This window comes from Sphingomonas insulae, from assembly GCF_010450875.1.
GTDB lineage: Bacteria > Pseudomonadota > Alphaproteobacteria > Sphingomonadales > Sphingomonadaceae > Sphingomonas > Sphingomonas insulae.
In genome coordinates, this window is sequence record NZ_CP048422.1 from 227,862 (window position 1) to 251,464 (window position 23,603).

17 protein-coding genes are annotated in these 23,603 nt (G+C 64.7%); 2 read left to right on the forward strand and 15 right to left on the reverse strand.

What is annotated here, in order from left to right; translation table 11 throughout:
* Positions 1-6: 6 nt before the first annotated feature.
* The 7 genes from GTH33_RS02700 to GTH33_RS02730 form a co-directional block, all read right to left on the reverse strand.
* Entirely contained in the window at positions 7-231 is a 225-nt protein-coding gene (locus GTH33_RS02700) for a DUF1656 domain-containing protein (protein ID WP_163956985.1), read from the reverse strand.
* A complete protein-coding gene (locus tag GTH33_RS02705; protein WP_163956986.1) occupies positions 228-2,150 on the reverse strand; it encodes an FUSC family protein in 1,923 nt (640 codons plus the stop codon). The genes GTH33_RS02700 and GTH33_RS02705 overlap by 4 nt, the downstream gene beginning before the upstream one ends.
* Positions 2,151-2,155: 5 nt before the next feature.
* Positions 2,156-2,611: a MarR family winged helix-turn-helix transcriptional regulator gene (locus GTH33_RS02710; RefSeq protein WP_163956987.1), complete on the reverse strand. Its 456-nt coding sequence runs from the start codon at positions 2,609-2,611 to the stop codon at positions 2,156-2,158.
* Positions 2,612-2,658: 47 nt separating this feature from the next.
* Complete coding sequence (locus GTH33_RS02715) at positions 2,659-5,049, reverse strand: TonB-dependent receptor (protein ID WP_163956988.1); 2,391 nt, start codon at positions 5,047-5,049, stop codon at positions 2,659-2,661.
* Between the two features lie 92 nt (positions 5,050-5,141).
* A complete protein-coding gene (locus GTH33_RS02720; protein ID WP_163956989.1) occupies positions 5,142-5,513 on the reverse strand; it encodes a winged helix-turn-helix domain-containing protein in 372 nt (123 codons plus the stop codon).
* Between the two features lies 1 nt (position 5,514).
* Complete coding sequence (locus tag GTH33_RS02725) at positions 5,515-5,721, reverse strand: TOBE domain-containing protein (protein ID WP_163956990.1); 207 nt, start codon at positions 5,719-5,721, stop codon at positions 5,515-5,517.
* A 64-nt stretch (positions 5,722-5,785) separates the two neighbouring features.
* Positions 5,786-8,785 carry a TonB-dependent receptor gene (locus tag GTH33_RS02730; RefSeq protein WP_163956991.1) on the reverse strand — a complete coding sequence of 1,000 codons (3,000 nt, stop codon included), beginning with the start codon at positions 8,783-8,785 and terminating at the stop codon, positions 5,786-5,788.
* Positions 8,786-8,970: 185 nt separating this feature from the next.
* Between GTH33_RS02730 and GTH33_RS02735 the strand changes: the two genes are divergently transcribed.
* Positions 8,971-10,368: an oligogalacturonate lyase family protein gene (locus GTH33_RS02735; RefSeq protein WP_249054981.1), complete on the forward strand. Its 1,398-nt coding sequence runs from the start codon at positions 8,971-8,973 to the stop codon at positions 10,366-10,368.
* Positions 10,369-10,490: 122 nt separating this feature from the next.
* On the opposite strand, the gene GTH33_RS02740 is transcribed toward GTH33_RS02735, so the two are convergent.
* The 3 genes from GTH33_RS02740 to GTH33_RS02750 form a co-directional block, all read right to left on the reverse strand.
* On the reverse strand, positions 10,491-12,740 hold the full coding sequence (locus GTH33_RS02740) for a xanthine dehydrogenase family protein molybdopterin-binding subunit (protein WP_163956992.1): 2,250 nt from the start codon (positions 12,738-12,740) through the stop codon (positions 10,491-10,493).
* The gene (locus GTH33_RS02745; RefSeq protein WP_163956993.1) at positions 12,733-13,791 is read right to left on the reverse strand and encodes an FAD binding domain-containing protein; all 1,059 of its coding nucleotides are present in this window, start codon (positions 13,789-13,791) and stop codon (positions 12,733-12,735) included. The genes GTH33_RS02740 and GTH33_RS02745 overlap by 8 nt, the downstream gene beginning before the upstream one ends.
* 88 nt (positions 13,792-13,879) lie before the next feature.
* Positions 13,880-14,275 carry a (2Fe-2S)-binding protein gene (locus tag GTH33_RS02750; RefSeq protein WP_338054397.1) on the reverse strand — a complete coding sequence of 132 codons (396 nt, stop codon included), beginning with the start codon at positions 14,273-14,275 and terminating at the stop codon, positions 13,880-13,882.
* A 126-nt stretch (positions 14,276-14,401) separates the two neighbouring features.
* Between GTH33_RS02750 and GTH33_RS02755 the strand changes: the two genes are divergently transcribed.
* Positions 14,402-14,968: a TetR/AcrR family transcriptional regulator gene (locus tag GTH33_RS02755; protein WP_208403910.1), complete on the forward strand. Its 567-nt coding sequence runs from the start codon at positions 14,402-14,404 to the stop codon at positions 14,966-14,968.
* A gap of 4 nt (positions 14,969-14,972) precedes the next feature.
* Here the strand turns inward: GTH33_RS02755 and GTH33_RS02760 are convergent, their stop codons facing one another.
* The 5 genes from GTH33_RS02760 to GTH33_RS02780 form a co-directional block, all read right to left on the reverse strand.
* Complete coding sequence (locus tag GTH33_RS02760) at positions 14,973-15,146, reverse strand: hypothetical protein (protein WP_338054398.1); 174 nt, start codon at positions 15,144-15,146, stop codon at positions 14,973-14,975.
* Positions 15,147-15,239: 93 nt separating this feature from the next.
* Positions 15,240-19,226, reverse strand: coding sequence for a calcium-binding protein (locus GTH33_RS02765; RefSeq protein WP_163956995.1), 3,987 nt, complete (start codon positions 19,224-19,226; stop codon positions 15,240-15,242).
* The gene (locus tag GTH33_RS02770; RefSeq protein ID WP_163956996.1) at positions 19,223-19,870 is read right to left on the reverse strand and encodes a hypothetical protein; all 648 of its coding nucleotides are present in this window, start codon (positions 19,868-19,870) and stop codon (positions 19,223-19,225) included. Before GTH33_RS02770 ends, GTH33_RS02765 begins: the two co-directional genes overlap by 4 nt.
* Before the next feature lie 173 nt (positions 19,871-20,043).
* Positions 20,044-21,438: an HlyD family type I secretion periplasmic adaptor subunit gene (locus GTH33_RS02775; RefSeq protein WP_163956997.1), complete on the reverse strand. Its 1,395-nt coding sequence runs from the start codon at positions 21,436-21,438 to the stop codon at positions 20,044-20,046.
* Entirely contained in the window at positions 21,435-23,582 is a 2,148-nt protein-coding gene (locus tag GTH33_RS02780; protein WP_163956998.1) for a type I secretion system permease/ATPase, read from the reverse strand. The genes GTH33_RS02775 and GTH33_RS02780 overlap by 4 nt, the downstream gene beginning before the upstream one ends.
* Positions 23,583-23,603: the final 21 nt, after the last annotated feature.

Here is a 23,603-nt window from a genome sequence, read left to right on the forward strand (position 1 = left end):
TGCTTTCTAGCCGAGAACCGCGGCAACGCTGCCGCCGGTGATGAGACCGGCGAGTCCGGCCCAGAGGATGACGGTCAGCGCGACGTCGAACAGGCCGCGATGCCAGACGAAGCGGTACAGTCGCGTGGCGGTCAACGCCCAGCCGATCGCTTCGGCGAGGACGAAGGCGAGGACGGCGGCGATGAGCAGCGGGTGGACGAACACGCCGCTGAGATCGATGTCGGCGGTCATGCGACGAGCCTCGGTTCGCCCCATCCGGGCGCGGCGGGAAAGACGTTGCGTCGCAAGCCGACCAGGCTCGCGATCGCGCCGGGTTCGGCCTTTGCGATCGCCTGATCGATGTGGTCGAGCAAGGCGGGCGGCGGCGATGCTTCGTCGCCATGCGTGAGGTCGCGGAAATGGCCACCCAGCGCCTGCACCAGCGGCCGGTGGTGCGGGTCGCCGGCAAGTTGCGCGAGGCTCAACCCCATCCGGAGTTCGCGCAGGGCCGCAGCGGCGCCGTCGCGCTCCTCCTCCTCGACCTCGCCGATGCGCGCCGCGAGCAGGCCGATGCGATCGACCATGCGGCTGCGCCAGGTCGCGATCTGCGCCGGCCGCTCGACGAGCGCGGCAAGGTCGCGCCAGCCGGCACGGCGCAAGCGGCGGATCGCGGTGCCCGCACCGATGCTGCGGATCAGCCGGGTCGTCATCATCGCCGCCGCGACGCCGATCACCTGCGCGATGTTACTGTTGAAAAATCCCGCCGCATCGACCGCATAGATATTGGTGAGCGCCAGCCCGCTCGAAAAGCCGATCAGCATCGGCATCATCCGGCCGTACCAGGCGGGGATGGCCATCAGCGTCCCCAGCGCGAGCAGCGGCGGCGCCAAGGCGAGCGCCAGCATGGCGAATCCGTGCACCGCCGGCAGCACGGCGAACAGATACACCGCAGCCAGCGGCAACGAGGCGATCGTCCATATCAGGAAACCACGCTGCGCCGGAACCGGATCGTCCAGCGTCGCGAAGAAGCAGCAGACGACCGCGGCGATCATCGCGGCGATCGCGCCCTCCGGCCAGCCGGTGACGATCCAGAACAGGCAGCAACCCAGGACGGCCAGCATCGTGGCGGTCGCCGATAGCAGGGCGATACCATAATCGCGGTGCAGCGGCCGTACAGCGACGGCAATATCGGCGGGCCGCGGCGCGGCCGGATCGGCGATCGCGGCGACCAGCGCGCGCGTCTCGGCCAGCGCCGTGACGAGTTCGTTGAGGCGCGTGGCGAGGTTGAGGCGCAGCATCGCGTCCCAATCGCCCGCGGCGGTCGGTAGCGCGGCGGCCGGACGCGGCAGCATTGGGTCGAGCACCCAGGCGCGGATCGCCGCCGTCGCCGCCGGTGGCATTGCCGCCCCGCGGCCGGCCAGCACCCGCATCCGGTCCTCGACCGCGGAAACGAGGGGGATCAGCTGCACCAGCCGGTCCTGCAATCCGGTCAGCATCGCGCGGGTCGGCCGGATACGCGCGGTGTCGAAGGGAATGTGCGTTGCGGTGACGTGCAGGTCGGTGACGTCCGCCGCCAGCCGCCGCCGCTCGCGTGCCGTCGCCCCGGAAGGTTCGGCGGCGAGGACGTCGGCGATCCAGCCCTCCGCCTCCGCCAGCACCGCCTTGGCGCGCGCGCCGAACACGGCGCTGACGTTGCGCGGGAACACCAGCGAATGCATCAGCGACGCGCACAGCACGCCGATGCCGATCTCCTGCACGCGCAGCACCGCGATGTCGAAGATCGCCTCCGGATGCGTCACCGCGGGAAAACCGATCAGCGCCGCCGTATAGCCCGCCAGCATGAACAGATAGGCGCGCGGCGTGCGGTCGAGCAGCGACACGAACTGGCATCCCGCCACCCACAGCGCCAGCGCCAGGCTCAGCAGCACCGGTGCATTCACCAGCGCCGGCACCAGGATCACCGTCACCAGCCCGCCGACCGTGGTACCGGCGATCCGGTACACCGCCTTCGATCGCACCGCGCCGCTGAGTGGCTGGCTGGTGATATAGACGGTCGCCATCGCCCAGAACGGCCGGTCGAGCCCGAGCGAGAAGGACACGAACAGCGCCAGCATCGCCGCGACGAAGCAATTGGCCGAGAACAATGTCTCGCGCAGGCCGACCCTTGGCACCGCGATCAGTCCTGCGCTTCGCCGGACGCCAGCGCGGCATGCAGGCGGTCGAGCACGCGTGTCGCGGCGATCATGTCCGCCTGGTCGATCCCGGCGAACAGGTCGCGGCGGATCTCGGCGGTACGCGCCTCGACCTCCGCCGCGATGGCGCGGCCGGCATCGGTCAGGTGCAGGGTGCGAACGCGCTTGTCGGCAGCATCCACGCGGCGCTCCACCAGTCCGCCGCGCTCCAGCTGGTCGAGCAGCGGCACGACCGATGGCGCCTCGACGCCGAGCTGGTCCGCCAGCCCCCCCTGCCGCAGGCCGCAGTCCGCCCGCCCGATCAGCATCACCGCCAGCGCCGAGGTGTGCGAAAGCGACAGCCCGGCCATGCCGCGATCGAGGTGGCGGCGATACGCCCGCGCCATTGGCACCAATTGTGCCGCGAATCGGCGGTGCAGCAAGGCAAGATCGATCGTCATCGCAAGATAGATAGATGCCTATCTATCTTGCTTCAAGAGTCTTCTCGTCAGCTGTGGAAGCGCAGCGTCAGCCCGATCGTCCGCGGATCGCTGGGGGTTGCGAGGATCAGGCCGGAATTGCCCGCCTGCACGGTGACGTTCTGAATGTAATCCGCATCGAGCAGGTTGCGCGCGAACACCGCCACCTCGACACCGTCGGCGAAGCGGTAGCCGAGGTTGGCGTTGGTCAGATTATAGCCGCGGATGTAGGTCGCGCGCGACAGGCTGGGATCGCCGTTGAAGCCGCTCCGCGACGCGGTATCGACATGAACGAAGACCGCGCCGTCGCCGACGGGCCGGGTATAATCCAGCCCGCCGGTGACCGCGAAGCGCGGCAGCGATGCGAGCCGCCGGCCGCTGAGGTTGCAGGCGGCGGTCGTCGCGGTCTGCACCTCCAGCGGACACGGCCCGGCCGGATAGTCGCTGTATTCGCCATCGGCATAGGCCAGGCCGGCACGGAGCGACAGACCGCTCAGCGGGTTGACGGCAGCATCCGCCTCGATCCCCTTCACCGTCACTTCGGGTATGTTCGACAGATAGCCGCGCAATGCCACGGTCTGACTGGAATCGACCAGGGTCGCCTGGAAATTGCGCACCTGCGTGTAATAGCCGTCGATGTTGAAGACGATGCGGCGATCCCAGACTTGCGTCTTCAGCCCGACCTCATAGGTCGTGTTGCGCTCCGGCCGCACCACCGCGGTCGCCAGCACCGGCCGGTTCTGGTTGTCGAGCGGCAGCCCCGACATGTTGATGCCGCCCGATTTGAAGCCGCGCGCATAGCTGGCATAGCCGAGCACGCCGTCGGTGATCGCCCAGGCGATGTTGCCACGGCCCGACAGACTGCCGTCGCTGTCGTGCGCGGTATAGCTCTGCGGGCGCAGGATCGACAATTTGGCGTTCACCAGCGCGGTGTTGGTCGTCGCCAGCCCGCCCGACACCGTCGTCGCATACGAGCCGTCCTTGTCCTCATGCGTGTAGCGCAGGCCGCCGGTCAGCGTCAGCGTCGGCACGATCCGCCAGTTGACCTCGCCGAACGCGGCATAGCTGGCGGTGCGGAAATCGGTGCGTCCGTCCTGCCCATAACCGTCAAGCAGATTGCCGGGGACGGCGGTGACCGTCTGGTTGGGCGCCGTCCCCGTCGTGACCGTCGGACCGATCAGCCAATAGGCAGCGGCAGGGCCATAGATGCTGATCGGCCGTCCGGTGATCCGCTGGCGAAAGCCGTACAGGCCGACGACATAGCTGACCGGCTTCGCCCCGTCCGATGCCAGCCGCAATTCCTGACTATACTGGTCCTGCCGCGACGGGATGTGCTGGGACAGCTGAATCGGCACGCCGATATAATCGCGATCGTTCTCCGCATCCCAGTTCCAGAACCGCCAGGCGGTGACCGAAGTCAGCGTGCCGAACGGCAGCGTCACATCGGTGATCGCGCTCACCCCGCCCTCGTTGGTGTCGGCGCCGAGCGGGCCGTCGATATCCGTCAGCCGGTCGTAGGGATTGGTGCTCGGCACGCGATAGCCGATCCCGGCCGCGAGCGCCGCATATTGCCGCGCCACCGGACGGCGGCTCGCCGAAACGCCGTAATAGACCTGGGTGCAGCAATAGGCCTGGAAATTGGTGAAGTCGGCGCTGACCCGCATCTGGATGACGTCGTCGGGCTTGAACAGCAACTGGCCCCGCACCGCCTGCGTGCCGAGCGTGTTCGCCGCGCGCCCGGTGCGCACGTTGTCGAGCACGCCGTCGCGCCGGGTCGAAACCCCGGATACGCGATAGGCGACGCTGTCGCTGATCGGCCCCGAGGCCCAGCCGCGCGCCTGGACGAAATCGTGGTCGCCATAGGACAGTTCGGCGAATCCTTCGCGCGTAAAGCTTGGCGCGCGCGTGGTGATGCTGATCGCACCCGCCGTCGTGTTCTTGCCGAACAGCGTACCCTGCGGACCGCGCAGTTCCTCGACCCGTTCGACGTCAGCGAAGTCGAACGCCGCGGTCGCCGGCCGCGCGTGATAGACTTGGTCGACATAGAAGCCGACACCGGGCTCCAGCCCGTCGTTCGACTGGCTGACCGCGACCACGCTCGATCCGAGGCCACGGATGGTGAAGGCGGTGTTGCGGGGGTTGGCCGAACTGTAGTTCAGGCTGGGGATCAGCGTCGTCAGCCCCTGCGTATTCACCGTATAGCTGCGGTCGAGCAGCGTGCCGCCCACCACCGACAGCGAGGTCGGGATCGATTGCGCATTCTCGCTGCGCAACCGCGCGGTGACGATGACGTCGTCGATCGCATCGTCGTCCGCGGTGGCCGGCTCTGCGCCCCTTGCCTGCCCAGCCTGTGCCTGAGCCATCGCAGGCGTCATCGCCAGGCACACCGCCACCGCCGCAAGGCTACTTCCGAAACGCATCGATCGACCCCCTGTTTCGCCCACGTGGCGAATCTCTATATCCGAGCGTATACACAGAGAGCCATCGGCGAACAGCCCGCGGCGCGAGGATTTTACGAAGGATCGGCCGGCGTATCGCGCAATGCGGCGGCAAGCCTGCGATAGGCGGGATGATCGGCGACATCGGCCATCGCCGCCTCCAGCTCGCGATAGGCGGCGAGCATGTCCGTTCCCGCCGCCGTCAATCGCGCACCGCGTTCCCGCCCGCCGCCACGCAACGTCTCGACCAGCGGCGCGGCGAAACAGCGGTTCATCTCATCGACCAGCAGCCACGCGCGGCGATAGCTCATACCGAGCGTGCGGCCCGCCGCCGAGATCGATCCGTCCCGTCCGATCGCATCGAGCAGGTCGGCCTTGCCCGGGCCGAGCGCATAGGCATCGCCGCAGGCGAGTTGCAGCTTCAGCTTGAGCGCGCCGACCTTCACGTCATTTGCCGATCAGCACGTCGCTCGCCTTGACGACGACGGTGACGCGGTCGCCCTCGGCCAGCGCCAGATCGGCGATCGCCTCTTCGGTGATGCTGGACGTGACGATGATGCCGTTGCCGATATCGACCTTGATCGTCCCGTTCACCGCCCCCGGCGTGATGCCGACGACCGTACCGGGAATCTGGTTGCGCGCACTGAGCTTCATCTGGACCTCCTGAATGTGCCGGCGACGATAGGCGCATCCGCCATCGCCGCCAACACGGGACGGTTCAGAACTTGTAGCGCGCGCCGACGAAGAACTGGCGGCCGGTGGAGCTGTACACCTGCTGGTCGCGCAGCTTGTCGCCGTCCCAATAGCTGGTCGGCTGATTGGTCAGGTTGATGGCATCGGCGGTCAGCGTCAGATGGTCGCCGATCTTGTACGACATCGATGCATCGAGGTTGGTGGTCGAATAGGAACCGGTGACGTCGGCCAGCCCCGACCGCAGTGGCACCTGCCGCAGATATTCGTCGCGATAGGCGAGCGACACGCGCGCCGAGAAACGCTTGTCCTCATAATAGAGCGTCGCGTTGGCGGCGTTGGGCGACACGTTGACCAGCGGTGCCAGCAACGTCGGCCCGCTCGCGTTGGTGGTCAGGATGTAGCTGATGTTCGATTTGATGTGCGTATAGTTCAGCAGCGTCCCGAAATTGCTGAGCACGCCCGGCAGGAAGGTGAAGGGCTGCTGGTATTGCACCTCGACGCCGTCGATCTTGCCGCCGGTGGTATTGGCGTAGGACGTGATCGAGGTGAGGGTATTCGGGTCCTGCGACGGGGTCAGCAGGCTGAGCGGCAGGCCGGCTGCGGCATAGGTCGTCTGCGTCGACAATTGCTGGACGAAGCTGTCCACCGTCTTGTGGAAATAGGCGAGCGACAGGACGGCGCCGGGCTGGAAATACCATTCCACCGTCGCATCGATATTCGTCGCGCGATAGGGATTGAGATACGGGTTGCCGACCGTCGCGGTGAACGGCGGATTGGCGGTGCCGATCGATCCGCCCGGCGTCAGGAAGCCGAGCGACGGCCGCGACATCACCCGCGCGGTCGCGGCGCGCACGGTCAACCGGTCGGTCAGATCGAGCGCCAGGTTCAGTGCGGGCAACCAGTCGTCATAGTCGCGCTTGACCTGCAGGGCGGTGCCGATCCCGACGAAGCCGTTCGACTGCTGGTAGGTCTTGGCATAGCGCACGCCGGCATCGCCGCGCAGCGTCATGCCGTTGCTGAACGGCAGCTTGAAATCGAGCTGGACGTAGGGGCTGATGTCCTGCTCGATCACCGATCGGTTGTCGCCCTGCGACCCCGTGCCGATGCTGCCGATGCGGAAATCGCCATATTGGTTGACGCAATAGCAGTCGACGTTGAACGCGCTCATGATCTTGTCGATGTCGGGCACGATGAAGCTGTTGGTCGCACCGGACGGCAGGCCGATCGTGTCGATCGTGATCGGCTTCAGGCTGACGTCGGCGATCGTCAGCCCTGCCGAGGACAGCGCCGGGATCGCGGCGGTCGAGGCGATGCGCTGCTGCCGTGCCGAGATGAAGTTGAACCGCTTTGCCGCGATGCCGGCCTTGACGGTATATTCGTCGGACAGGTCGTATTTGAAATCGACCTTCAGGTTGCGCAGGCGGTTCGTCACTTTGGACGTGAATTCGCGAATCTGGTCGTAGCCGTTCTGATACTGCCAGTTCGCCGGATTGGTGGCGTCGAAGCCATAGATCAGCGCCGGCCGCTTCCGATCGCCGCGCGCGTCGTAGATGAAGCCGTCGCTGTCGAAACGGCTGAACGTCACCAGCCGCGAATAGGGATTGTCGAACACCGAATCCGACTGGCCGTACAGCACCTCGACGTTGCCGCGATCGCCCAGCTTCTGCTCGATCTTGATGTCGGCCTGGTAGAAGGTGGTGGTCGAGATGTCGTGGCTGTTGGTCACCGAGAAATCGGTGTCGTTGAACACGCCGTAGACGAGATAGCCGTTCTCATCGACCTGCGCGTCGCGGATCTTCATATTGGGGCGACCGCTGAGCTGCGCCGCGGTCAGCCCCGCCGCCGCCGCACCATTGGCGCGGTTGAGGCTGATCGGGTTGGTCGCCAGATCGTTCTTGTCCTGCTTGAACCGCGAATAGGCGCCATCGATGGTGATGACCGAGGTGTCGGTCAGCTTCGCCTGGAACGTGCCGGTCAGGCCCAGCCGCTCCTGTCGGTTGGTGAAGCGGCCATAGCCGGGCAGCTTGGCGACGAACACGCCGGGCTGGTTGACCGTGTTGTACGCCGCCGGGGTCGATCCGGGAACCGCGCCGGCTTCGGGAATGCACAAGGTCGCGCGCGGCGTCGTTCCGACCAGCGGGTTGACCGGCGTCGTCTGCGATCCCGGCACGACCGGGCAGAAGCCGTTGTTGACGTCGGCGAAATCGGCAAGGCTGGTGTTGGAATAGGCGTCTTCCTGCACCGTCCGCTTGTTGTACGCCGCCGACAGCAACAGACCGAACCGGTCGTCGTCCCACGTCTTGCTGATAAGGCCGACCAGACGCGGCGAGACGTTGTCGTTGATGTCGTAATAGGCGCCCTGCGCCGAAATCGCCGCCTGGAAACCGGGGTTGTCGAACGGGCGCCCGGTCTGCAGATCGATCGTCGCGCCGAGCGACCCCTCGTCGACCTCAGCCGATTGTGTCTTGCGGACGACGATCGAGTTGAACAGTTCCGATGCGAATACGCTGAAGTCGAAGCTGCGGCCGCGGTTGACGCCGGCGCCGAGCGTCGAACCGGTGGTCGCCGAAATCGCCTCCAGCCCGTTGAAGCGGGTCCGACTGAAATCGCCGCCCAGGCCGCGGACGGTGACGCTGCGCCCCTCGCCACCGTCGCGCTCGATCGAAATGCCGGGAATGCGCTGGAGCGAATCGGCGAGATTGGCGTCGGGGAAGTCGGCGATATCCTGGGCGTTGATCGCATCGACCACGCCCGACGACTGCTTCTTGATGCTGATCGCCGATTCCAGGCTGCGGCGGAATCCGGTGACGACGATATCCTCGCCCTGATCGCCCGCACCGGCGGCGGCGGCGGTCGCCGCCGCGTCCTGCGCCGGGGCATCCTGCGGCTGCGCCGCGACGGGCGTGGTGGGAGCGGGGCTCGCGGGGGTAGGCGTCGTCTGTGCCGCCACCGCGACGGGCGCAGCCGCCATCGACAATGCCAGCATCGAGCTACGTATCAGCAGCGTGTTCGTGAGGCCGGTCATCGACTCCCCTCCTAAAATCCACATTATGGTATCGTTTCTTGCGAAGTGAAATTCCGCCGATTTTGCAGCTATGTCAAGCTTGCTACCGCATCTTTGCGATAAATGGTGGACCATACCGGTATAATGTGGAACTTACTCGGCGAACGCGACCTGTCAGAGTCGCCCGTCGCATCGAGAGGAAGCCCGTGAAGCCAACGACATGGATCGCCGCCGCCGCCCTCATGTGGGCCACGGCCGCCAGTGCACAGCAGCCGCCGGTGCTCATGGCCAAACCCGACGCGCAAGCCGTTCCGCCCAAGACGTGGATCGACCAGACGACCGGTCACCGTGTCGTCCGCATCTCCGACCAGCCGGGCAGCAGCAGCAACTATTTCAACGTCAACAGCTATACGCCCGACGGGCGTTGGATGGCGTATAGCTCACCTGCCGGGATCATGGCGCTGGATCTCAAGACCTGGCGGTCGAAACTGATCGTCCCCGGCCGGGTCAGCCTGCAATTCGTCGGCCATCGTACCGGCACCGTCTATTACCTGACCGCGCTGGAACAGACGCAGGGACACGACGCCAACGCCGCCTTCGTCCCCGGTGCCAAGCCGCGTCAGCCACAGGCGGAGCGCGGCCCGCGCGCGATCATGGGCTATGACATCGCATCCGGGAAAAGCCGCCGGATCGCCGACCTTCAGCCGGGGTACTCGATCGCGACGATCAATGCCGACGAAACGCTGTTCGCCGGTGCGCGCAACACCGGCGACGGCCCCGGCGCCGGGGTGAACCCGGGCAGCGTGATGGCCAGCCGCGATCCCGCCGCGGAGCTCGGGCCGAACGGTGAGAAGCTGACCTATGCCGAGGGGCGCGAGGTGCAGATCAACCGACGCCTGATGCAGCGCATACCGATGGAGATCTTCACCATCGATATCCGCACCGGGGCCAAAAAGACGATCACCGCATCGACCGACTGGCTCAACCACCTGCAATTCTCGCCGACCGATCCCAATGTCCTGCTCTATTGCCACGAGGGCAACTGGCACGTGGTCGACCGGCTGTGGCTGGTCCGCGTCGACCGGCCGGATACGCCCCGGCTGCTCCACACCCGGACGATGAACATGGAGATCGCCGGCCACGAATGGTGGAGCAAGGACGGCAAGACCGTCTGGTACGACCTGCAGACGCCGCGCGGCGAGGATTTCTGGGTCGCGGGTTACGAGGTCGCGACCGGCAAGCGACGCTGGTACCACCTGGATCGCAACGCCTGGGGCGTGCACTTCAACAGCTCGCCCGACGGCAGCCTGTTCGCCAGCGACGGCGGCGACCCCGAAATGGCCGCCCATGCACCCGACGGCAAATACATCCAGTTGCTCCGCCCGCGCGCGATCCCCGACGTCGCCGGCATCCATGCCGCGAACAGCGCCGACCTCATCACGCCCGGCGCCTTCGATGCCGAACGACTGGTCGACCTGCGCAACCACGATTACCGGTCGGAACCGAATGCGAGCTTCACGCCGGACGGCAAGTGGCTGGTGTTCCGGTCGAACATGTGGGGGCCGGGCCATGTCTATGCGGTAGAGGTCGCAAAGCCGCGCTGATCCGGCGTTCCCCGCTCACCCTCACCCTGTCGCCGGCTGCGCCGTCTCTTCCCGCTCCCGGCGGGAGAGGAGAAAAGGCGCGTTGTGCCGAAAGGGTGAGGGTGAGTGCGGGACCCCTTGGCCTACAGCAACGTCTCGATCGGGATGGGAAAGCTGCGCGGCCGCACGCCCGTCGCGTGCCACACCGCATTCGCCACCGCACCCGCGCTGCCGGTGATGCCGATCTCGCCGACGCCCTTGATGCCCAGCGCGTTGACGTGGACATCCTCCTCGGCGACCTGGATGCACTCCAGCGACGGCACGTCGGCATTCACCGGTATGTGATATTCGCCGAGATTGGGGTTCATCACCCGGCCGGTGCGCGGATCGACCACCGCCGCCTCATGCAGCGCGAACGACACGCCCCAGATCATGCCGCCGTACAATTGGCTGTCGACCATCCGCGGATTGATGATACGACCGGCGGCAAAGGCGCCGACCAGCCGCGTCGCCCGCACCTGGCCCAGATCCGGATCGACCTTCACCTCCGCGAACACCGCGCCGTGCGCGTGCTTGGAATAGGCCTCGCTCGCCGGGTCGGCGGCGGCGTGGCCGTTGCCTTCCACCTCGGCCTTGCCGGCGCGACGCAGGATCTCGGCATAGCTTTCGCTGCGGCTCTCGTCGTCCCGGCGATGCAGGCGGCCGTTGCGGGCGACGACGCCGGTATTCCCCGCGCCGTAGAGCGGCGAATCGGCGCGATCGACCGCCAGTGCCGCCAGTTCCGCGATCACCGCCGCGCCCGCCTCGTGGATCGCCATGCCGGCGGTCGCGGTGTGGCCCGACCCGCCGGCGATCCCCGCATCGGGCAGGTCGGAACTCCCAGACCTGAACTCCGTTTCGGCAAGATTCAGCCCCAGGCTGTCCGCCGCGATCTGCGCCAGCGCCGTCCACGCGCCCTGCCCCATGTCGTGCGCGCCGATCTCCACCATGCCACGCCCGTCGTCGCGGATGACGGCGCGCGCGTTGCCCTCGAACATCAGCGCCGGGAAGATCGCCGTCCCCATGCCCCAGCCGACCAGCAGGCCGTCGGCGTCGCGCATCGTCCGCGGCTGCAACGGCCGCCCGGCCCAGCCGAACCGCGCGGCCGCCTGCGCATAGCATTCCCGCAAGGCCTTGGACGAGAACGGCTTGCCGTCGAGCGGATCGACCTCGGCATAATTGGCCAGGCGGAATGCCAGCGGGTCCATGCCGCAGGCATAGGCCGCCTCGTCGATCGCGCATTCCAGCGCGATCGATCCGCTCGCCTCGCCCGGCGCGCGCATGAAGCCCGGCGTGCCGGCATGGACGCGGACGACGTCGTGGCTGGTTGCGATCGCACCCGCCGCATAGACCGACTGGCTGGTGTTGGACGACGGTTCGAAGAAGTCGTCGAACACGCTCGACACGGTGCGCGTGTGGTGGCCCAGCGCGGTCAGGCGGCCATCGGCATCCGCACCGATCCGCAGGTCCTGCCGGGTCTGGCCGCGATGGCTGACCGGCCCGTACATATGCTCGCGGCGCAACACCAGTTTCACCGGCCGCCCGACCAGACGCGCGGCGAGGATGCCCAGCACCATCGGCCCGGCGATCATGCCCTTCGACCCGAAGCCGCCGCCCAGGAACGGACTGCGGATATGGATGCCGGCGGGATCGATTCCGAACAGGCCGGCGATCCGCCCGATCGCCATCGCCATCCCCTGGCTCGGCATGTCGATCGACAGCGTGTCGCCGTCCCAGGCGGCGACGATCGCATGCGGTTCCATCGGGTTGTGATATTGCGCGGGCGTCTCGTATGTCGCCTCGACACGCACCGCGGCCTCGCCCAGCCCGCCCGACAGGTTACCGGTCGATGCCTCTGCCGGCGCGCCCGCGCCGACGACCGGCGGCACGAACGGCACGCCCGCATCCAGCCCGATCAGCGGCGCCTCTTCGTCATAGGTGGGCGCCAGCAGTGCCGCCCCCTCCGTCGCCGCTTCCAGGCTGTCGGCGATCACCACCGCGATCGCCTGTCCGGGATAGCGGACGCGGTCGTTCTGCAACAGATCGAGCCGGAACATGAAGCCATGTTCCTTCGCGTCCGGGTCCATCGCCAATGCGGGGCGATTGCCAGGGGTCATCACCGCGACCACACCGGGATGCGCCTTTGCCGCCGCGACATCCATGCTCGCCACCCGACCGTTGGCGATCGTCGCCACCCGCATCACCGCGTGCAGCATGCCGGCCGGATGCGCATCGGCGGCATAAGCGGCCTGCCCCGTCACCTTCAGCGCGCCCTCGGCCCGCGTCAGCGACTGGCCGATGTTGGAACCGTGGCGGCGGTGGAGCGGTGCGGGCGTCAGCGTCAGATCAGTCATGATCGATTTCTCCGGCAGCAGCGGCGAAGGGGGAAGCGGGTAGCGGCGGCAGGCGATCGGGCGTCCCCGCCGCGGCGCGGATCAGTGCACGCACCGCGATGCGCCGCGCCAGATCGATCTTGAACGCATTGTCCCCGGACGCACGCGCATCGACCAGTGCCGCCGCGGCCGCCCGTTCGAAGGTCGCGCGTTCCGGCGCCCCGCCGGCAAGCAGCGCCTCCGCCTCGGCGGCGCGCCACGGCTTGGCGGCGAGCCCGCCGAACGCCAGCCGCCCCGACACGATACGGCCATCCGCGATATCCAGCGCCGCCGCCGCCGACACCACCGCAAACGCATAGGATGTCCGCTCACGCACCTTGATGTAGCGCTGGTGCGCGGCGAACGCCTGCGCCTCGGCGGGCAGCCGGACCGCGACGATCAGGTCGCCCGGCGCCAGCACCGTCTCCACCGCGGGCGTATCGCCCGGCAGACGGTGCAGGTCGGCGAGCGGCACGTCGCGGCGTCCGTCCAGCCCCTCGATCTCGACGATCGCACCCAATGCCACCAGCGGCACGCAGAAATCGGATGGGTGGGTCGCGATGCACTGCTCGCTCCAGCCGAGCACCGCATGCATCCGGTTCTCGCCGCCGATCGCGTCGCATCCCGATCCCGGCACGCGCCGGTTGCAGGCGCTGGCGGTGTCGTAGAAATACGCGCAGCGCGTCCGTTGCAGCAGGTTGCCGCCGACCGTCGCGGCGTTGCGCAATTGCGGCGATGCGCCCGACAGCAGCGCCTCCGCGACCGCCGGAAATCGGCGCGCGAAGCGGGCGTCGAACGCCAGCGTGCTGTTGCGCACCAGCGCGCCGATCCGCACGTCGCCATTTGCCAGCGTCTCGATCCCGTCGAGCCCGGGCAGCTTCGTCAGGTCGACCAGCTGCACCGGCCGCGTCACCCCGCCCTTCATCAGGTCGAGCAGGTTGGTCCCCGCCCCCAGATACACCGCGCCATCGGTCGCGCCGGCGGCCACCGCCTCTGCGATGCTGGCGGGACGGTGATAGTCGAACCGGTTCATGCCGCCGTCTCCTCCGCCATCGCGCGCTGTGCGGCGCACACCGCCTCGGTGATGCCCTTATAGGCGCCGCAGCGGCACAGATTGCCGCTCATCCCTCGCGTACCCGTTCGCGATCGTCGCCCGCCTGCGCCTCGCCGATCAGCCCGATCGCGCTCATGATCTGGCCCGGCGTGCAGAAACCGCACTGAAAGCCGTCGTGCGCGATGAACGCCTGTTGCACCGGGTGCAATTCCGCACCGTTGGCGACACCCTCGATCGTCATCACCTCGGCACCGTCATGGCTCAGCGCCAGTGCCAGGCAGGAATTGATCCGCCGCCCATCGACCAGCATCGTGCAGGCGCCGCACTGGCCGCGGTCGCAGCCCTTCTTCGTGCCGGTCAGGTGCAGCCGTTCGCGCACCAGGTCGAGCAAGGTCACCCGCGGATCGTCGAGCGTGATCGCGTGATGCTGGTGGTTGATCGTCAGGCCGATGGAGAAAGTCATGCCGCGACTCCGATCGAGGTGTGATAGCAAGGATGCTGATGCACTTTATACGGAGGACCCCTCCGCTTTACAATGGCGCGGAACGGATCAGGGATGGAAACGGCGCCGACACGCCCCAAACGCCGGATGAGGACCGATGCGGCGCGTAACCGCAACACGCTGGTCGCCGCCGCCAAGACGGTGTTCGCGCGCGACGGCGCCGCGGCCAGCCTGGATGCGGTGGTGCGCGAGGCGGGGTTCGGCATCGGCACGCTCTATCGCCACTTTCCGACGCGAGAGGCGCTGTACGAGGCGGTCTACCGCCGCGATATCGAACGGCTGGTCGAACTGGGCCAGGCCGCGGCCGACAGCGTCGATCCGGTCGAGGACCTGCGCCGCTGGCTGCACGCGATGGTCGGCACGGTCGCGACCAAGAAGGGCATGATCGCCGCCTTTGCGCTGGCGGCGGACACAACCTCCGCCATCTCGGCGCGCTGGACGGGATCGCTGACCGTTGCGCTCGATGCGCTGCTGTACCGCGCGATCCGCACCGGCGAGGTCCGCGGCGACGTCCGCGGCGAGGAGTTGCTGCTCGCCGTCGTCGGGATGTGCATGCTCCGCGACCAGCCCGGCTGGCAGGCGAGCGTGCTTCGCCTGATCGACACGCTGGTCGACGGCCTGCGCACCGACCGCGGTGCGCAGGCGCCCGGCTGACCCGTCAGAACCCCGCTGCGATCGTCGCGAACACCTGTCGCGGCGCGACCGGGAAGTAATTGTAGGTTCCGGACGCGGCACCCACGCTCAGCGTCGATGCCGCCTTCTTGTCGGTGATGTTGGTGACGTTGACGCTGACCGACAGGCGCTTCGCCAGCCCCTGCCCGCTCACCGGCATGTCGAACCCGATCCGGCCGGACAGGGTGAAATAGCCCCCGACCTTCAGTTCGTTGGTATAGGTCGCGTAGCGGCGGCCGATATAGTCGGCAGTTTACGCTGCTTCCCGAGCAAAAAACATCGTATCAAATCCCTTATTGTTATAGTTTGACATACTGAACTCGATTGCCCCCCTGCTCTGATCGAAAGCGGAGGCGGCTTGCACGAGTTGACTGGCAAGAACCTGAGGTCGTGCATCATACGTCGCGCCAGTTGCTGGCGGGACGACCTCCTGTTCGAAGCGAGTACGATCCCACGTCGTTCCATCGGCGAAGCGGATGAAGTCAAGTCCCTGATCCTGGCCACCTTGCCAAAATTGGAATTGCGCGTGGAAGACCGCGTTCGTTGCCAGGACCGTGACGCTCATCTGGTCTCCGGTTCGCTTCAGGGAGATATCGGCAGGGTTCAGCCCCTGCAGGACAAGCGTATCCGATCGATGGAAACCCGATCCGGGATTGTCGAGGATATCGTGCCCATCGTTCGCACGGAAGATGATCTCACCGCCGCCCTCGCCCGACACGGCGATGTAGTCGTCCCCCTTGCCCGGATCGACCCGAACATAATCGGAAGCCAGGGTTAGCGCCTCGCCGTACGGCGTTCCCATGACGGTGGGATTCGAGGCGATCTGGGAGAGCATATCCGATCTGTTCCAGACCGCTCCGTTGGCGAAGCGAATGAAATCGAGTCCCTGGTCCCGTCCCCCTTCCCAGAATTGGAACTGCGCGTCGAAGACCGCGCCCGTTGCCAGCACGGTCAAACTCATCTGCTCGCCGGTTCGCATCAACGAGACGTCGGCAGGATTCAGGTCTTGAAGGGCGAGCGTATCCGACCGATGGAAACCCGAGCCGGGATTGTCGAGAATATCGTGCCCGTCGTTCGCGCGGAAGATGATCTCCCCGCCGCCGTTACCCGACACGGCGATGTAATCGTCCCCCTTGCCGGCATCGACCCGCGCATAGTCGGATGCCAGGGTCAGCGCCTCGTCATAGGGCGTCCCCATGATCGTCGGGCCGAACGCCGTGTGCGACTGGATAGCCGCGCGGTCCCACACCGTACCATCGGCGAACCGGATCGCGCCGATGCCCTCGGGTTGCCCCCCGGATGCCAGCGCGAACTGATCGTTGATGGTAAACGTGTCGCCGCCCGGAAGGGCAACCACGACGCCACCGAAATAGGAGAAGGGATAATATCGAGGCCTGATCGCTTTCAGGCTTACGTCTGACGGCAAGCTGTCCGAAAGAAAGAGACCGTCCTGCCTGCCGGCACCGCCATCGAAAATGTCGTTGCCGTCTCCGGTCGCAAAGCGGATCTCCCCTCCTGATCCAACAAGGCTCGTCGTGGAACTCCCCGCATAAATAGTGTCGTTGCCCTTTGCACCTGCATACGTGAAGTTGAAGGTCGGCAGATTGATCGTATCGTCTCCATTCGTACCGCTGATGACCTGATGGTTCGCTGGTATCGATGTGGCAGCGGCCGCCATCATCTGCGCATGGCTGATCTGCGTTCCATCCGCCAGTTCGAGCGAGACGTCGCCATTACCCGAGGTGGCGAAATACTGCCCCTGAAGCGTCAGGGAGCCACCTGCTTCAGCGACAGCTATCGTGATGCTACCATAATTGTCGACCGTATAGGTCAAATTGCTCCGGGCGACACCGATCCCCATCTTGATGACATCACTGCCATTATACTCTCCCAACGAGACGACAGAGTCTTTGCCCGAATTGATATTCCACAAGACAGTATCATTACCCGCACCCAACTCGACGGTGTCGTCGCCCAGTCCTGGATCGATGACGTCATCTCCCCCGTCATCCACGATGTAGTCGGGTGACGACGTGCCGGGGATGCGGACGGGTGCTGGCTTGACGGGATCGACCAGAAAATACTGTTCATTTATGTCATGTAGATATTTTGCGGCCTTCGCCCTTTGTCCCGTAAAACCGTAACCGCTCGTCCTGTCGAAGCTTGTCATCATGTGGGAGGTGACATTGCCATGCAATGCATGGCCGCCGATATACGCCCACAACTGACTGGCAGACCAGGTAATGCCGCCTTTGAACATGACGGAAGATATCGGGTTTTGCGCGGCGGCGTAGGCTAGCCCGTTCTTTTGAAAAGAGGTCGAGGACACCGCGCCGATATCTGCGTCCTGTTGCGCAAGCGTGATCGTTTCACCCGTCGCCTTGATCTTGAAAACGAGGAACTGAACGTTGGCGCTACCAACATCACCATAGGCCTGATAACTGTTATCCGATCCGCCAACGATGATGCTGATGTCGTTGATGGAGAGATTGTCCAGGCGGAGATTGTATCCAGCCTGGCCCGATGCGTATCTGACGACGTCCTTGCCGTCCCCGCGACCGAAAGTGATGGTCGCCGTCGATCCGGACGACAACCGTATCAGGTCATTTCCCGAGCCACCTGAAATTATATCATTGGTCCCGCTTGTACTAATGATGTCGTTGCCCTCTCTCCCGAACAGGGCGTTTCTTCCACCGCCTCCAATAAGCAAGTCGTTGCCCAATCCACCCAAAAAAATATCGTCTTCGTCGTGCCCGATAACTTGCTGACTACTAGAAATTGCCGTGGCTATCGCTCGCACAGTAGCAGTTGGCGCATTGGTGGTGTCCGCACCCGAGCTTGCGTCCGCGAGGAAGGTAAACTCTACACTCGCCGGAGGTACCGAGGGTCCTGCACCAATTGTAGTCAGGCTCGTTTGATACGAAATCGAGCTTATGTCCGAATAGTTCGACGCGTCTTTGCCGAAAGCCGACAGCGCTGACCTTAGGTCACTGGCGCGGCTAACGTTTGCTAAGCCTAAGTCAATGATCGCCCTTACATAATCAGTCGGCGCGTTAGACGATCCAATATTCCAGCGATTCTGGGTAAGGTCTATGCTGAAGACGTCGGAGTTTACGCCCCTATCAAGGACCCCGTCGACGGCGGAAGATTGGGCGGCCTGCATGACGCCCTGAACTGCAAGATTTCCGGCATTCAGGACGGCAAGGCTAGCGATATAGTTCACTCCCCTAGTGAACGAGCTATTGGTCTCGCCATTGACCGCAGCAGCCATATCGGCGGTGTCATCGAACATAGCAGCTATGCCGGTGTCTCCAAAAGGCTTGTCGGCACTTGTGAGTCCCGCGTCCACAGCAGAGTAAGCAATTATGGTCCTCAGGGCAGAGCTTCTGTCGCTTGTTCCGCGATAGGAGTCTAATCCTCCGACACGACCTGCTACATCTGTTGAAATAAACGCATTCCAGAGATAGCCGGACGCAGGAAGCCACGACGTGAGATTATTGGTGGATGCATAGACAAGCGCAACCTGTGTTGCCATACTATGACCTAGCACAGGTGTGGAAATCCATGGACCGTCACCGGCTTCGAGTTCATGCTCCACATTAGTAGCAAGGTGACGAAAGACCCCGAGGAAATCATGCGCGTTGGAATACGTGACAGGGTTATTATTAAATATCGACCCGACCGTCCCGGATCCATAAATGAGGTCCTTTAATGGCTGGCTGTACTGTGTCGCGTTTACGGTGCCCGCCAGTTGCGCCTGAACGTTATAATTCTCGGCCGCGGCTTGGAAAGGCATATTATTGAAGATAGTGCTATCGAGGCCATAAAGAGCGGACACGAGGCCCGCGAGCCCGCCACCTAGCGAATGTCCGGTTGTCACAATTGACGCTGACGAATTTGCTCCGGGCGAGTTCGCGATCGATTGTTTCGTCGCGTTGTAAAAATTGATCGCATCGATCGCCTGAGGATCCAATCCGCCAGCCCCTTGCGCATAGCCGGTGAATAGATCACCGCCCAGATGGTCAGTTCCGCGATACGCGATGACGGTTCCTGCACCCGGTGCTACAAGGTTATAACTCGTGGCCGCGAAAGCGCTGTTGTAGGCCGGGTTCTCGGTGGATAGTATAGACACTATCGCACCAGCGACCCGATTAGTTGGCATTCGAAGACCGACGTCGTCGGGCCTGCCACGGTTATAAGCATCAAGTGCCAATATTGCGCGCTGTAAGACAGTGTTCATTTATCGCTCCTGAAATCACGGCCGTAAAGCTGCCTACTCCCATCGGTCACTAGTCCCTCAGGCAGTTGTCCGGCTTTGGTGTCGAAAGCATTTGTGAAAGACGGAAGACGCTCATCGCGCTCGATCCGGAAAGTTTCGGCCTTCTCGAAGGTGAAGCTGACCCGCGTGATCCGAATACTATGGCCGTTGAGGGTCGTTGCCACCCCAGGACGCACCATGACCAGTGAGTTTGGATCGTTTAGGTCTTTATAGAATACGAATATCGGGCATCGGTCCTGTCCCGCCAAGCCCGTTCCGCGTGGGAGGCAGAAGGTAATCTGCCGACCTTTGAGCCGTTCGATCACGTAGTTGCGAAAGAGGGCACGAGATGTGTCAGGGACGGTGGGGCGCCCTAAATGTCTGTCCTCGTCGGACACGAAGACGTCAAGACCGGTCGGCAGAACGCTCCAGCCCTCGATCATGTCCCCGTTGAGCGCGTTGAATAAGCCGTAGACGTAGCTGTTCTCGGCGATGGGGAGGACTAGAGCGGAGCCCCGTGCTTCCACACGTCCGCCGCTCGGCCAACCATCGATGAACCTCGTCTTCCAAAGTGTGCTGGTATGTACCCGGCGTCCGTCCACAACTGCATCGACGCTGAACCTCATATCCGCCCAGTCGCTGCTCCGAGTACAGGATGTGAGCATGATGCAGAGTCCGAGAGTTAATGTAGTGAGGCCAGCTGACTTCGGGGTACGACGCTGCCTCAATTTTCTATAGATTGTCTTCGCTGCTCGGCCTTCCGATCGGATCGTCTGCCAAGCAATTCGACTTGTGCACGTCATCGTTCACGCCCCGCCTGCTTGCGCGCTTCATTGATCGGACTGAGCAGATAGCTGACGATCCGCCGCGTCCCGGTACGGATGTCGGCGGTAGCGGCCATACCTGGGGTGACGGAAACATTCGTTCCGTCACGATCGATGCTGGTGCGATCAAGCGATATGCGGGCGGTGTAGACCAGCCCGAGTTTCGGGTCTTCAACGGCATCGGAACTGATGCTGCGCACGCGCCCTGGAAGGGTGCCGTATCGGGTGAACGGGAATGCTTCGAGCTTGACGGCAACCGACTGGCCCGCGCGAACGAAGCCGACGTCCTTGTTGAGCACGCTTACCTCGGCCACGATCGCGCCGGTGCTGGGGACGACCACCATGATCGGCTGGGCGGGCTCCACGACCCCACCCACCGTGTGCACGGCCAGCTGGGCGATGGTACCGTCCGCAGGGCTCGTCATGGTCCGAAGGCTCGAGCGCTGAGCCGCTTTTGTCAGTTCCTCCCGCCTCAGCCGCACGTCCGCATCGGCCTTGGTCAGGTCGGTCAGGATCAGTGCGCGAGCCGCGGCGCGCGACTGGTCCATGCCGCTGCCGGCCTGCGTTATTTGCGCCGCAGCCTTCGCTGAGGTTTTAACCGCCATGTCCCGATCGCGCGCGGCGGCAAGCCGTTGCCGCCGCATCTCGATCACCTTCAGTTTGGACACGAACCCCTTGGCCAGCAACTGCTCGTTCGCGGCGACCTGTTCGTCGAGCAATGGCAGCGTTTCGGACAATTTCGCGGCCTGGATGTCTGCTTCCCCGCGCGCGGCGACCGCCGCCTGGCGATCAGCCGCATGTCCCGCCGCGGTCGCCAGAATGTCATCCAGCCGCGCACGCGCCAGCGCCGTTTGATCCGCGACGATCCCGGCGGATGTGCCTTGAGGCGCGTTGAAAATCAGGCCGTGGCCATCCAGTGCCGAGAGAAGTGCGCGCGCTCTCGCCGCATCGAGTTCGGCGGCCTCCAGCGCGCGGCGCGCCTGCACCGCTTCCGCTGCCGACACGGTAGGATCCAATTCGACAAGCGGTTGTCCTCTTCGCACAAGCTGACCATCATATACCAGAATGGCGCGGACGACGCCTGCTTCCGCCGGCTGTATCAACTTGACATGATCGGCCGGGATGAGGCGGCCTTGAGCCGAGGCGACGATGTCGACCCGGCCGAACACGAGCCACGCCACCGCGAGGACCAGGAGTATCAGGGACGTCCAGGTCGTAGCACGCGCCGTTGGAGAAACCGGTCGTTCAATGATCTCGAGCGCCGCCGGAAGAAACGAGACCTCGTCCGACCGCACCAAATTGCGCGCGCGCTCCTTCTCATCGGCAAGCGCAGACCGGACGACGTCCCAGTGGCGAAGTAGCGCGTTCACCCTGCACGTCCTTGCTGCCCCATCTGCCGGCGGTGCAGGTTCGCATAGCGACCGCCTTGCCGCAGCAGTTCGTCATGGCTGCCCGTCTCGACGATCCGGCCCTTCTCCAGCGTCATGATCCGGTCGCATTGCCGGATCGCGGAGAGGCGGTGGGCGATGATGAGCACGGTGCGGCCCCTCGCCATTGCCTTCAGGTTCGTCTGGATGATCTCCTCGCTCTCGGCATCAAGCGCCGAGGTGGCTTCGTCGAGGATCAGGATACGCGGCTGGGTGACAAGCGCGCGGGCAATCGCGATCCGTTGTCGCTGTCCGCCCGACAGGTTGACGCCGCGCTCTTCGATGATCGTATCGAAGCCCTGCGGCAGCGCGAGAATGAAGTCGTGCGCTCCCGAAAGCTGTGCCGCCGCCATGACATTGGCGAGCGGCATGGCTGGGTTGGCGAGCGCGATATTTTCGCGGATCGAGCGGTTGAACAGTAAATTTTCCTGCAACACCACGCCGATCTGGCGCCGCAGCCAGGCGGGATCGATTTGCGCAATGTCGACGCCGTCGATGAGGATGCGGCCGCCGGCCGGCGTGTAGAGCCTCTGGAGCAGCTTGGTCAGCGTCGATTTGCCCGACCCCGACGATCCGGCGATCCCGAGCGTGCCGCCGGGCGGCAGATCGAAGCTGATATCCTCCAGCGTCCAGGGGCCATCCAGCGCATAGCGAAACTTCACGGCGTCGAACCGGATCGCGCCCTTGAGTGCCGGCAGCGCGACCCGCGATCCGGCACCGGGCTCCACAGGGCTGTTCAGAACATCGCCCAGCCGGTCGATCGACAGCCGCACCTGCTGGAAATCCTGCCACAGCTGCGCCATGCGGATCACGGGGCCAGACACGCGCTGCGCGAACATGTTGAACGCAACGAGCCCACCCACCGTCAGTGCACCGCCGATGACCTCGCGTGCGCCAAAGAACAATATTGCCGCCAGGCTCAGTTTCGAGATGAGCTGGACCCCTTGGCTGCCGGTGTTGCTGAGATTGATCACGCGCTGGTTGGCGGCGCTATAACCGGCAAGTTGACGTTCCCAGCGATCCTGCCATTGCGGTTCGACTGCGGCGGCCTTGACCGTCTGCATACCGGACACACTTTCGACAAGCAGGGCGTTGTTCGCGGAACCGCGCTCGTATTTCTCATCGAGGCGCCGTCGCAATGGTCCGGTCACGAGGAGGGATACGGTGATGTAAGCAGGAATGGTCGCAGCGACGATCCAGAAGAGTAGCGGTGAATAGATCCACATCGCCACGAGGAAGACGATGGTGAAGGCCGGATCGACGAGCACGGAAAGCGACGCGTTGGTGAGAAACTCGCGGATCGATTCCAGTTGCCGGATCCGGGTAACGGTATCTCCGACGCGGCGCCCTTCGAAATAGGACAGCGGCAGGCCAAGCAGATGGCGAAAGAGCCTGGCGCCCAGTTCCACGTCGAGCTTCTGGCTGGTTTCCGAATAAAGCCGGGTGCGCAGCCATCCGAAGACAGTCTCCCATACCGATACGACCAGAAAGCCGATCGAGAGTACCTGCAGCGTCGCCAGCGTGTTGTGGACCAGCACCTTGTCGATGACGTTCTGGAAGAACAACGGCGCGGCCAGGCCCAACACATTCAACGCCAGTGTAATCAGCAGCACCTCACCGATCAGCCGGCGGTAACGCACGATCTGCGGGATGAACCAGGTGACGTCGAAGCGGCCGCTGACGCCACCGACGCTTTCACGCGTCGTGACCAGCACGAGCTGTCCCGACCAGATTTCGGCAAGTGCCTTGTGCGTTCGCTTTTCGATCGCATGGCCCGGACGATGGATCAGCACTTCGGTTGCCGAAGCGCGCCCGATGACAAACCAGCCTTCAGGTCCACTGGCCATCGCCGGCAACGGCAGGCGATGAAGACTGGCGAAGTCGGCTTCCATAGACTTCGCCCGCACGCCATCGCGACGTTTGGCGAGGCGAAGAACATCGCCAGCATCGACCGGCCGGTCGTGGCCAAGCTCATGACGCAATTGGTCGGGATCGGCGACATACTTATGAACGGCAAGCAGCGTGGCAAGCGCGACGAGGCCCGTTTCGGAATGACCGGCCAATCGGTCGCGCCCTGTCCCATCCACGCAATGTCCCCCGGTGCGATC